General features: G+C 66.4%; 10 protein-coding genes. 5 read left to right on the forward strand and 5 right to left on the reverse strand.

The genetic code is table 11. From position 1 onward, the window contains the following. Positions 1-3: 3 nt before the first annotated feature. From AC3RCP_RS13640 to AC3RCP_RS13655, 4 genes are all read right to left on the reverse strand, one after another. A complete protein-coding gene (locus AC3RCP_RS13640) occupies positions 4-1488 on the reverse strand; it encodes a tyrosinase family protein (protein ID WP_101337659.1) in 1485 nt (494 codons plus the stop codon). Positions 1489-1747: 259 nt separating this feature from the next. Further along, complete coding sequence (locus tag AC3RCP_RS13645) at positions 1748-2065, reverse strand: DUF7693 family protein (RefSeq protein ID WP_101339419.1); 318 nt, start codon at positions 2063-2065, stop codon at positions 1748-1750. A 190-nt stretch (positions 2066-2255) separates the two neighbouring features. After that, positions 2256-2390: a hypothetical protein gene (locus AC3RCP_RS13650; protein ID WP_007931277.1), complete on the reverse strand. Its 135-nt coding sequence runs from the start codon at positions 2388-2390 to the stop codon at positions 2256-2258. 140 nt (positions 2391-2530) lie between these two features. Continuing rightward, positions 2531-3469 carry an alpha/beta hydrolase gene (locus AC3RCP_RS13655; RefSeq protein WP_492569969.1) on the reverse strand — a complete coding sequence of 313 codons (939 nt, stop codon included), beginning with the start codon at positions 3467-3469 and terminating at the stop codon, positions 2531-2533. Positions 3470-4097: 628 nt separating this feature from the next. On the opposite strand from AC3RCP_RS13655, the gene AC3RCP_RS13660 reads away from it, so the two are divergent. Further along, complete coding sequence (locus tag AC3RCP_RS13660) at positions 4098-5429, forward strand: MFS transporter (protein WP_101337660.1); 1332 nt, start codon at positions 4098-4100, stop codon at positions 5427-5429. A 3-nt stretch (positions 5430-5432) separates the two neighbouring features. Here the strand turns inward: AC3RCP_RS13660 and AC3RCP_RS13665 are convergent, their stop codons facing one another. Next, positions 5433-6335, reverse strand: coding sequence for a LysR family transcriptional regulator (locus AC3RCP_RS13665; protein ID WP_492569971.1), 903 nt, complete (start codon positions 6333-6335; stop codon positions 5433-5435). 118 nt (positions 6336-6453) lie between these two features. On the opposite strand from AC3RCP_RS13665, the gene mdlC reads away from it, so the two are divergent. The 4 genes from mdlC (at position 6454) to AC3RCP_RS13685 (ending at position 12065) form a co-directional block, all read left to right on the forward strand. Continuing rightward, positions 6454-8040 (forward strand): benzoylformate decarboxylase, encoded by a 1587-nt coding sequence (gene mdlC / locus AC3RCP_RS13670; protein ID WP_492569973.1) that lies wholly within the window; start codon positions 6454-6456, stop codon positions 8038-8040. Positions 8041-8132: 92 nt separating this feature from the next. After that, the gene (locus tag AC3RCP_RS13675; RefSeq protein ID WP_492569975.1) at positions 8133-9566 is read left to right on the forward strand and encodes an MFS transporter; all 1434 of its coding nucleotides are present in this window, start codon (positions 8133-8135) and stop codon (positions 9564-9566) included. Positions 9567-9575: 9 nt separating this feature from the next. Next, positions 9576-10514 carry a ketopantoate reductase family protein gene (locus AC3RCP_RS13680; protein WP_492569977.1) on the forward strand — a complete coding sequence of 313 codons (939 nt, stop codon included), beginning with the start codon at positions 9576-9578 and terminating at the stop codon, positions 10512-10514. A 75-nt stretch (positions 10515-10589) separates the two neighbouring features. Continuing rightward, entirely contained in the window at positions 10590-12065 is a 1476-nt protein-coding gene (locus AC3RCP_RS13685) for an aldehyde dehydrogenase family protein (RefSeq protein WP_492569979.1), read from the forward strand. Positions 12066-12154 lie beyond the last annotated feature (89 nt).

A 12154-nucleotide genomic window follows, 5' to 3' on the forward strand; every position in this document is an offset into this window, starting at 1 on the left:
GACTCAGCTGACGATACCGCTGCGCTTGAGCACGCTGATCCGCTCCACGGTCACCGGTTTATCCGCCGATACCTGCTCGCCTGGGACCAGGGTCACCCGCAGATAGTCGGGATCGAAATCGCCGGCATCGGTCAGCCGCTGGGCCAGGTCGGTGATGTCGATCGTATAGCCGAGCCCGTGGCCGCCATGGCCACCGTCCGGGCGCGAGGCGACGTTCAGCCCGAACAGCGTCAGGCTGCCGGCATGGCACTCGGGATGCTGCTGCGGATCGCTGTCTTTCGGCAGGTTGATGTACACCGCAAGCTGCGGCGAGGGCGCGGAGCCGCGCACCGACTCCAGCGCCAGGTAGAGCCGGGTCACCGGCTGGCCCAGGTCCGTCGCGCCCATCGCGGCGATGCCGGTGCTGGTGGCCTGGCGGTCGAGGTCGACCTGGGTGCGCACCGGCGCGCCGCCGACCGTGACCACCGAACGGTTGGCACCGATCGGTTCGATGTTCTGTTGTTCCGGCGCACCCATCTTGACCCGTGTCACGGCCTCTACTCCCGGTTTCACGCCCGTGCCGATGCTCAAGTCGGCATAGCGCGGATGCAATTTGCCATCCTTCAACGTGTCGCGGCCGGTGAATTTCATGCCAGGGTCATTGCCGCCGACCTGCGGCATGATGAAGCGGCGGTCGGCCGGACCGTCGAGCCAGCGCGGATCGCGGACCATGGTCTTGCCCGGGGTGTTCATCCAGGCCTCCCAGAGCCGGTCGACGTTGCAATGGTGCAACCAGAAGATCGGGTCCAGGGCGGCGAGGTACGGGTCGGCCATGAAGCCTTCGCCCCCGCCGATCAGGCGATGCACGGTGTTGTGCGGGTTGTTCTCCAGGTCGCCGGTCCAGCGGGCGAACTGGGCGAAATTGCCGGTGACCCCGCCGCCGAAGCCGATGCTGCCGTCATTGCCGACCTGGAAATCGTTCTCCTGCATCGCTGCCAGGCTGAAGGCATCGAGGGAGTTCGGCCGCAGCGTGGTAAAGCCCTGCCGGCGAGGGTATTTCTTCAGCGGGTTGGGGCTGCCGTCAGGCAGGGTGTCCGCCAGGAATGCCTCCGGGGCCCGCCGCGCATCCGGGTTTTTGCTATTGAGGTAGTTCCAGTACGGCAGCGCCCAGTCGTCGCCCGTCAGTTCCTTGACCTTGGCCGCGACAATCGCCTCGAAGGCCGCCAGGTAACCGCGGTGCCAGGACAGGAAGTACCAGCTGCCGTGCTGGCACTGGCTGCCGTAGGTAAAGTTGGTCAGGTCCTTGGGCACCGGATCGGAATCGCCCAGGACATTCACCTCGACCCACAACTGCCGATCGAAGCCGTGGATGGCGCCGAGGAACTTCCAGCTGTTGCGGTTGGTGATCGGCAGTTTGTCCAGCTCGCGCATGGCCAGCGCGTAGTTGAGCAAGACCTTGTTGTCCCATCCGGAGCCGAGTGTTGCCACATCCTGTCGGATCGTGTTCATGAATGCACCTTCCTTGCAGCATCAGGCCAGGTGACGCGTATGGCGCCACACCCCTCGCAATCCTTTGCCGCTGGCGACTTCATGTTCACGGCGGAACTGCGCTCATGAGGCTCGCAGTGCCGGTGCGCGCCTCGTCGAAAATGAGTATAGAGGCCTGGCAAAAACGCCATGGCCGATTCCCATTATCCCGATGAACGACACGGGTTCCGGTGGCTTGGGCGGACGGACGGGGGATTGGCGTGGGTGTAATGAAGGTGGATCACAACGCCTGCAGCAGGCGCTGCAACTGCTGGTGTTCCCAGATGCTCAGCAGTTTGACCGGGTCGGTGCCGTAGCGCTGCCAGGCGTCGAGCGTTTCGACCCGGCCATCCGGCGAGCGGCATTGCTCGCAGTGGCTCAGGGTCTGGCCATGGTTGACCAGGGTCAGGGTCCAGCCTTCGATGTCGAGCCGCACTTGCCAGCTATCGTCCGCCAGCAAAACGCGGTGGCTCGATGGACCCAGGGTGCGGGTGCCGAGGGCCAGTTCTCTGAGCACCTGGCAGATTTCGCGGGCGGTGAGGGTGGGGGTGGCTGGCATGGGACGGTCTCGGGCATGGGCGGCGGCTATTTTGCCATTGTTGCCGGCCGGCATCAGGCGGAATGACTGATGCCCTGGGCTGAAAAAAATGCCCGTATCGCGCGATACGGGCATTTTCCATGGGCCTCCACCTGATCCAGGCGGGGCCGGCCAGGAGGCCATCAGCGGTATTCAGGGGCGGGGGCAAGGCTTACTTGGCGGACTTTCGCACACTGGACGAGCGCCAGGCCTTTTCTTCCCCGGGATGCTGCAGGGTCAGGTAGGCCCTCACGCCCAGTCCCGCCAGACAAAAGACCATGCCTGCGATGAATTGAAATGTAGTCATGACATGCCTCCAAAACAATCAACAGGAGACCATCTCATTTAAGCGCTGCCTGGGCCAGCCGGAGTTGTTACAGGTTGTCTAAGGACGAGCTCATCCGACTGAAGAAGTAGGGCGTAACGGCAACGGTGCCGGTTCGTGGTTCAACTGGTCGGCACGCGGGCCGGTTCCGCGGTGGCGACCTTCGCCGGCCGGGCATGCAACAAAATGTTCAGGGCCTGGCGGTAGCGCTCGCCGGCCAGGCGCATGCTGTTGTTGTGGGTGGCCCCGGGAACCAGCAGCAGTTGCTTGGGCTGCCGCGCGGCGTCGAACAATTGCTGGCTGAAGCGCGCCGGCACGTAGCGGTCGTCCAGGCCGTGGACGATCAGCAGCGGCATGCCGATATGGGCGATCTTGTCGAGGGAGTCGAACTTCTGCGACAGCAGCCAGCGCACCGGCAGCGAGGTATTGCCCAGCTCGGCGGCGATAGCGGCCAGGGAGGTGAACGAGGATTCGACGATCAAGCCACGGGCCGGGATCGGCGCGCCGTCGCTGGCCGCCTGTTGCCCCAGTTGCGCGGCCAGTTCCACCGCCACCGCGCCGCCCAGGGAATGGCCGTAGATCAGGCGTTTGCCGGCGTCGGGTTGCAGCCTTTGCAATTGCTCCCAGGCGATCCGCGCGTCCTCATAGACGCTGGTTTCCGACGGTGGCTCGCCCAGGCTCTGGCCGAAGCCGCGATAGTCGATGGCCAGCACCGAGAACCCCAGGGCGTGCAGTTGCTCGATGCGGAACAGCTGCCCGGTGAGGTTCCAGCGCACCCCATGCAGATAAAGGACGGCCGGCGCATCGGCCCGCTGGGCCGGCCACCACCAGGCATGAATGTTCTGCTCGGGCTTGAGGCTGTCGCCCTTGAACTCCAGCTCGCGCACCCCGGCCGGCAGGCCGCGATACCAACTGACGTTGCCCGGTTCGACGCGAAACACCAGTTCGCGTTCCTTGTGTTCCAGCACCTGGCAGCCCACCGGCAGGCCTATCAACAGGGCAGCCATGCCAAGCAGCGACCACCAGCGAGGTCGCCAGCGCGAGAAGAATGAGGAGGACATGGGCTGTGGCACCGCGTACGGATAAAAACCGCGTTTTAGCAGATGTCCCACCGGCGCAATAATCATTTCGCCAATCCGTGGCCGGGGATGCTTTACAAAATGTGGCGGCCGATCCCGGGGCAGGGCGTTGAAAGATAAGGTCACAGCCCTTGAGGCGGATTGTCAGTCCATTGATGAAAAGCTGAGCATCTGCCTTCAGGGTTTTGATTTATTGGATCCATTATTTCTGGGTCCTGTAGCCATTCACGGCCACAGGATCCTCAACAGTCTGCGCCTTTTGAGTCTGGTCGATAATCGCCCGCAAATATCAGTCAATGGCTGTTTGGTTAAGTCATTGATTTTCGTCTTTTAAATAAAAGTACCTGAGCATTTCTCCAGGTATTTCAGCCAATTTTCCATGGACTCCATGGATTTCATCTCTTGTTAATGGATCCATTGGGTGGTTGATTAGCCACCTGGCGATGGCGGGTCCCTCCCGGCCGTCCCCCGATAAAAACTACAAGAAGGGTCTCGTCATGAATGGCTTATCAAGGGCGCGGAACCGCCTGGGTTCCGTCCGCCGTCTGTCTGTGTGCATGCCGCTGTTTTCCCTCTCGCCGTCGCCGGTAGGCGGCGTGGAGGTGCGTTCATGACGCTCGACCTGAAGAGCCGCGTGGACAGCGGCCCGATGAGTTCCTTCCAATGCCTGGCCATCGGCATCTGCATGGTCTTGAACATGATCGACGGTTTCGACGTGCTGGTGATGGCCTTCACCGCGGCCTCGGTGTCGGCCGAATGGGGGCTGAACGGGGCGCAGGTCGGCCTGTTGCTCAGCGCCGGGCTGTTCGGCATGGCGGCGGGTTCGCTGTTTATCGCGCCCTGGGCCGATCGGTTTGGCAGGCGCCCATTGATCCTGTTCTGCCTGGCGCTGTCCGGGCTCGGCATGCTGCTCTCGGCCCTGAGCCAGACACCCCTGCAACTGGCGCTGCTGCGCGGCCTGACGGGCCTCGGTATCGGCGGCATCCTGGCCAGCAGCAACGTGATCGCCAGCGAGTATTCGAGCAAGCGCTGGCGCGGCCTGGCGGTCAGCCTGCAATCCACCGGTTATGCCCTGGGCGCCACCCTGGGCGGGCTGTTGGCGGTGTGGTTATTGGGCCATTGGGGCTGGCGCTCGGTGTTCCTGTTCGGCGGCGCGGTGACCTGGCTGGTGATTCCCCTGGTGCTGCTGTGGCTGCCCGAATCCCTGGACTTCCTGCTCGCCCGCCGCCCGGCCAATGCCCTGGTACGGGTCAATCGCCTGGCCCGGCGCCTGGAGCAGCCTGAGCTTGAACAGTTGCCGCCAGAGGTGCCCAGGCAACCCGGCGCGCCCAGCGGTTTCGGCCAGTTGCTGGCGCCGGCCATGCGCCGCACCACCTTGCTGATCTGGTTGCTGTTTTTCCTGGTGATGTTCGGCTTCTACTTCGTCATGAGCTGGACCCCGAAACTGCTGGTGGCCGCCGGGCTGTCGGCGCAGCAGGGGATCACCGGCGGGGTGCTGCTCAGCGTCGGCGGGATCTTCGGCGCGGCGCTGGTCGGCGGCCTGGCCTCGCGCTGGCCGCTGGGCCGGGTGCTGGCGCTGTTCATGCTGATCACCGCCGGCCTGCTGGTGCTGTTTGTCGGCTCGGCCTCGTCGATTGGCGCGGCGCTTGGCCTGGGGCTGCTGATCGGGCTGTTTGCCAACGGTTGCGTGGCCGGCCTCTACGCGCTGTCGCCGGTGGTCTACGACGCCCCGGTGCGCGCCACGGGCGTCGGCTGGGGCATTGGCATCGGCCGCATCGGCGCGATTCTTTCGCCGACCGTGGCCGGCTTCCTGCTGGATGGCGGCTGGCAGCCGCTGCATCTGTACGGGGTGTTTGCCAGCGTGTTCGTGATCGCCGCCGGCTGCCTGTTGCTGCTCAAGCCCGCCCGGGCCCAGGCGCAGCCGGCGATGGTCGGGGCCTAGCCACTAGTGATGGCCCTGGCCGCTGATGATGGCGTCGGCGATGGTGTCGCAGAACCAGCGCAGGGCGGCGGAGCTGTCGCTGTTGGGGTGCCAGTTCAGGGACACGGCGAACTCGGCCACCGGGAACGGCAGTTCGAGCATCTTCAGCTCGCCCTCGTGGATGAACAGCCGGGCGATCTGCGCCGGCAGCACCGCCAAGAGGTCGGTGCCGGGAATGATTTTCGGCAGCACCGAGAAGTGCGGCACATGCAGGTTGATGCGCCGTTCCACGTGCATGTTTTTCAGCACGTCTTCGACATTGCCGTGGCCGGTGGTGCGGGTCACGGCGACGTGCCGTTCGGCGAGGAACTGTTCGAGGCTCAACTGCTGGTCGATGCGCGGATGGCCGGTGCTCAGCAGGCACACATAACGCTCGTGCATCAGCACCCGGCTGCGGATGCCGGGGACCGGCTGGCGGCAGATCGCGGCATCGACCTTGCCGCTGGCCAGCCATTCGCCGACCTGGTCCACCTGCAGCGGCAGGACCTCGACTTCGGCCAGCGGCGCGTCCTGGTTCAGGCGCGCCAGGATCAGCGGCAAAAAGCCGATTTCGCCGAGGTCGGAGAGGGCGATGCGAAAGCGCCGCTCGGTGCTCGCCGGGTCGAACTGGCGGCAGCTCTGCACGGTGCTTTCGATGCGGGTCAGGGATTCGCGCAAGGGGCCGTACAGCTGCTCGGCGACAAAGGTCGGCTGGATGCCGTCGCGGGTGCGGCTGAACAGGGCGTCGTCGAACAGCTCGCGCAGGCGCGCCAGGCCATAGCTGACCGAGGGCTGGGTGACGAACAGGCGCTCGGCCGCCAGGGTCACGCTGCGGGCTTCGTAGAGGGTGACGAAGGTGCGGATCAGGTTCAGATCGATGTGGCTCATACCGCCTCTGCTGCCGTTATGAACATAGATAGGTTTTATTTTTGATAGAGATAGTATCGATTTGATCAATTTCGTAGCGGCTGCAAGAGTAACCCGAAACCTAACAACAAGGGTCCTTATGAAAACCGTTCACTCTGCGTCCTACGAGATTCTTCGCGAGCAAGGCCTGACCACCATCTTCGGTAATCCTGGCTCCAACGAGCTGCCGTTTCTCAAGGGTTTTCCCGAGGACTTCCGCTACATCCTCGGCCTGCACGAAGGCGCGGTGGTCGGTATGGCCGACGGTTACGCCCTGGCCACCGGCAAGCCGACCTTCGTCAACCTGCATGCCGCCGCCGGCACCGGCAACGGCATGGGCGCGCTGACCAATGCCTGGTACTCCCACAGCCCGCTGGTGATCACCGCCGGCCAGCAGGTGCGCTCGATGGTCGGCGTGGAAGCGATGCTGGCCAATGTCGATGCGGCGCAGCTGCCCAAGCCCCTGGTCAAGTGGAGCCATGAGCCGGCCTCGGCCCAGGACGTGCCGCGCACCCTGAGCCAGGCGATCCATATGGCCAGCCTGGCGCCACGCGGGCCGGTGTACGTGTCGATTCCCTATGACGACTGGGCCTGCGCGGCGCCGTCCGGGGTCGAGCATCTGGCGCGGCGCCAGGTGGCCAGCGCCGGCCTGCCTTCGGCAGCGCAACTGCAAGCGCTGGCCGAGCGCCTGGCGGCGGCACGTAGCCCGGTGCTGGTGCTCGGCCCGGATGTCGACGGCAGCGGCAGCAACGGCCTGGCGGTGCAGTTGGCGGAAAAACTGCGCATGCCGGCCTGGGTCGCGCCTTCCGCTTCGCGCTGCCCGTTCCCCACCCGCCACCCGTGTTTCCGTGGCGTGCTGCCGGCGGCCATCGCCGGGATCAGCCGCTGCCTGGCCGAGCACGATTTGATCCTGGTGGTGGGCGCTCCGGTGTTCCGTTACCACCAATACGCCCCGGGCGATTACCTGCCGGCGGACTGCGAACTGGTGCACCTGACCTGCGACCCGGGCGAGGCGGCGCGGGCGCCCATGGGCGATGCGCTGGTGGGCGATATCGCCCTGACTCTCGAAGCTCTGGTCGACGTGCTGGCACAGAGCGAACGGCCGCTGCCGAGTGCCTTGCCGCTGCCGGCGCCGGTGCGCGAGGAGGGCGTCCTACTGCGTCCGGAAACAGTCTTCGACCTGATCAACCAGCTGGCGCCGCGGGACGCGATCTACGTCAAGGAATCCACCTCCACGGTGAGCGCGTTCTGGCAGCGGGTGGAGATGAGCCAGCCCGGCAGTTATTTCTTTCCCGCCGCCGGCGGCCTGGGTTTCGGCTTGCCGGCCGCGGTCGGCGTGCAACTGGCGACGCCCGGGCGGCGGGTGGTGGCGATCATCGGCGACGGCTCGGCCAACTACGGCATCACCGCGCTGTGGACTGCTGCCCAGTACGGCATCCCGGTGGTGTTCATCATCCTCAAGAACGGCACCTACGGCGCGCTGCGCTGGTTCGCCGATGTGCTGCAGGTCAGCGATGCGCCGGGGCTGGACGTTCCCGGCCTGGACTTCTGCGCCATCGGCCAGGGTTATGGCGTGCATTCGGTGCATGCCGCGACCCGCGCCGAGTTCGCCGCCGCCTTCAGCGCGGCCCTGGCCGGCAATCGCCCGGTATTGATCGAGGTGCCGACCCTGACCATCGAGCCCTGATTCTCAAAGTCCGGGCTCCCGGCGCCGGGCAGAAGATCCGGCAATGCCAAGCGCGCCTTGCGCGCACACCACAACAATAAAAAGAGGTGGCTATGAACACGACTTCGGTCAGTGAAGTGATGGAGGCTGGGCCCCAGCGGTCGAGCCCGGTTTCCGGCAGTGCCGATATCGGCACCTTGCTCGACGACGGGCCCTATACCGGGATGCAGAAGATCGTGGTGTTGCTGGCCGCGCTGTCGATCGTGATGGACGGTTTCGACGGCCAGCTCATCGGCTTTGCCATACCGCTGATGATCAAGGAGTGGGGGATCACCCGCGAGGCCTTCGCCCCCGCGGTGGCCGCCGGGCTGATCGGCATGGGCATCGGCAGTGCCTGCGCCGGGCTGTTCGCCGATCGTTTCGGCCGGCGCATGGCGGTCATCGCCAGCGTGATCCTGTTCGGCACCGCGACCTGCGCCATCGGCCTCTCGCCGGATGCGCTGACCGTGGCGGCGCTGCGCTTTATCGCCGGGCTGGGCATCGGTGGTGCCTTGCCCAGCGCCACCACCATGACCGCCGAATTCACCCCGGCGCGCCGCCGCACCCTGGCGGTCACCGCGACCATCGTCTGTGTGCCCCTGGGCGGGATGCTGGCGGGGCTGTTCGCCTCCCACGTACTGCCGCTGTATGGCTGGCGCACGCTGTTCTTTATCGGCGGCAGCCTGCCTATCGTGCTGGGTCTGTTGCTGTTGGCGACGCTGCCGGAGTCGCCGCGTTTCCTGGCGCGCCGGCCGCAGCGTTGGGGCGAGTTGACTGCGCTGCTGGGACGCATGGGCCGACCGATGCCCGAAGGCGTGCGCTACACCGATGCGCTGGAGCAGAAGAGCGAGCAGCAGGGCGGCTTCCGTGCCTTGTTCGCCCCCGGCTACGGGCGCGATACCGTGGCGGTCTGGGTGGCGTTCTTCATGTGCCTGACCGCGGTCTACAGCGCCTTCAGCTGGCTGCCGACCATGCTCTTGTCCGAAGGCTTGTCGCTGGCGGTGGCCGGTTCGGGCCTTACCGCCTACAACCTGGGCGGGGTGATCGGCGCGCTGCTCTGCGCGGTCGCCATGACGCGCTGGGGCTCGTTCTGGCCGCTGCTGATCTGCTGCGCGGGCGGCGCGGCCAGTGCCTTCGCCATGCAGGCCGTGGACGTCAACCAGAACACCAGCCTGCTGATCTTCGGCTTTGGCGTGCATGGCCTGTTCGTCAACGCCGTGCAGTCCACCCTCTATGCGCTGTGCGCCTTTATCTATCCCACCGCCGTGCGCGCCACCGGCACCGCATCGGCCCTGGCGTTCGGGCGCCTGGGCGCGATTCTCAGCGCCTTCGTCGGTGCCACGGTGATCACCCAGGGCGGCGCCCACGGCTATCTGACGCTGCTGGGAACGGTGATGGTGCTGGCACTGATCGCCCTGGTGCTGGTGCGCCGCCATATTCCCCGGCGGGCGCCTGGACCAACCCGGGCCGACAAGCAGCACCTTGCCGATCAACCCTCACAGCCATAAGGAGGTTCGATGAACATCAGCATTCTCGGGGCGGGCGCCATGGGCTCGCTGTTCGGCGGCCTGCTGGCGGAAAGCGGGCAGAACGTCACGCTGCTGGACATCAACGACACGCACCTGGAGGCGATCCGCCGCCAGGGCTTGCGCCTGGACACCGACAGCGGCGAGCGGCGCATCGGCGGCCTGAGCGCCTGCCGGCCGGAGCAGGTGACGGGCCAGCCCGACCTGCTGCTGGTCTTCACCAAGGCCCAGCACACCGACGGTGCGCTGCGCAGTATTGCCGGCCATATCGGCGAGCACACGCGGGTGCTGACCTTGCAGAACGGCCTGGGCAACGCCGAAGCGTTGTGCCGCCACGTCGCCCCGCAGCAGGTGATGATCGGCATGACCACCTGGCCCGCTGATATGGCCGGGCCGGCCCATGTCCGCTCCCATGGCCAGGGCATGGTCCGGCTGCTGTCGCTGGATGGCATCGAGCGCCAGGCCAGCACCCAGGTTGCCGCGGTGCTGGAGGCGGTGGGGCTGCACTGCGCGGTGGACCCGCAGGTCTGGACCTCGATCTGGGAGAAGGTGGCGTTCAACGCGGCCTTGAACAGCCTGTGCGCCGTCACCGGCTGTACGGTGGGGCAACTGGATGCCGTGCCGCAAGGCACGGCGCTGGCCCGGGCCATCGTGCTGGAGGTGCTCGGCGTCGCGCAGTCGGTGGGGGTGGCCACGGATGCGCGGCGCTGCCTGGACAGCGTGGCCTATGCCATTGCCCACCACCGGGCGCACAAGCCGTCCATGTTGCAAGACGTGCTGGCCGGCCGGCCCACGGAAGTCGGCGCGATCAATGGCGAGGTCCTGGCCAGGGCGCGCCAGGCCGGCATCGCCGTGCCGCACACCGAAACCCTGCTGGGGCTGCTGCGCCTGATCGAGGCGCGGGCGGCCACCGGAGGCAGTCATGCATAGCCACGTAAACCCGGTTCGGCGCCCTGAGTCGCGAGCCCATCTTTCCTGTGAATCCTGTCCTCAAGGAGTTTTGTCATGAGTGAGTCCACAGCTGTCTACAGCGACCTGCACCTGCAACCCATCGCCGGGGAATGGCGCGCCGGCGCGGCCGGCAAAACCCTGGCGGTGAGCAACCCGTTCGACGGCGCGCTATTGCTGGAAGTGGCCCAGGCCAACCGCGCCGACCTGGATGCCGCCTATGCCAAGGCCGCCGCGGTGCAGCCGCACTGGGCGGCGCTCGGGCCGTCGGCGCGGGCGGCGGTGCTGCATCAGGTGGTGGCGGTGTTCGACCGGCGCCGCGAGGAGATCGTCGACTGGATCATTCGCGAGTCCGGCAGCACCCGGCTCAAGGCGCAATTGGAGTGGGGCGCGGCGCGGGCCATCGCCCTGGAGTCGGCGTCGTTCCCGGCGCGGGTCCACGGCCGCATTCTCGAGTCCGATGTGCCGGGCAAGGAGAGCCGGGTCTACCGCAGCGCCCTGGGGGTGGTCGGGGTCATCAGCCCGTGGAACTTCCCGCTGCACCTGACCCAGCGTTCCATCGCCCCGGCGCTGGCCCTGGGCAACGCGGTGGTGGTCAAGCCGGCCAGCGATACGCCGGTCTGCGGCGGCCTGCTGCTGGCGAAGATCTTCGAGGAGGCCGGCCTGCCGGCGGGCGTGCTCAGTGTGGTGGTGGGGGCGGGCAGCGAGATTGGCGATGCCTTTGTCGAGCACCCGGTACCTTCGCTGATCACCTTCACCGGCTCCACCCCGGTCGGCCGCGGTATCGGCCGGATCGCCAGCGGCGGCGCGCACCTCAAGCATGTGGCCCTGGAGTTGGGCGGCAACAGCCCGTTCGTGGTCCTGGCCGACGCCGACCTCGAACAGGCGGTGAACGCGGCGGTGTTCGGCAAGTTCCTGCACCAGGGGCAGATCTGCATGGCGGTCAACCGGATCATCGTCGACGACAGCCTCTACGACGCCTTCGCCGCGCGCTTCGTCGAGCGGGTCAAGGGCCTCAAGGTCGGCGATCCGCAATCGATCGAGACGGTGATCGGCCCGGTGATCAATGCGCGGCAGCTGCAAGGCCTGCGGGAGAAGATCGAGCTGGCTCGCCGCGAAGGCGCCGAGCCGCTCTACGAGGGCGGGGCCCAGGGCAATCTGCTGGCGCCCCATGTCTACGGCGAGGTCACAGTCGATATGGACCTGGCGCGCAATGAAATCTTCGGTCCGCTGGTGGGCCTGCTGCGCGCCCGGGACGAGGCCCACGCCCTGGAGCTGGCCAACGCCAGCGAATTCGGCCTGTCCAGCGCGGTGTTCAGCCGCAACCTGGAGCGCGGGGTGAACTTCGCCCGGCGGATTCGCGCGGGCATGACCCATATCAACGACATCCCGGTGAACGACGAGGCCAACGCGCCCTTCGGTGGGGAAAAGAACTCGGGGCTCGGGCGCTTCAACGGCGACTGGGCGATCGACGAATTCACCCGCGATCACTGGATCAGCGTGCAGCACTCGGCGCGTCGTTATCCCTTCTGATGCCTTGAGCTGAGGATATCGCCCGGTCTTTCCCAAAAGAGAGACCGGGCATTTTTGCAGCCGATAGAAGGCGGGCCTGGAGCGGCCTG

It is taken from the genome of Pseudomonas sp. GW822-FHT05A08, from assembly GCF_058800485.1.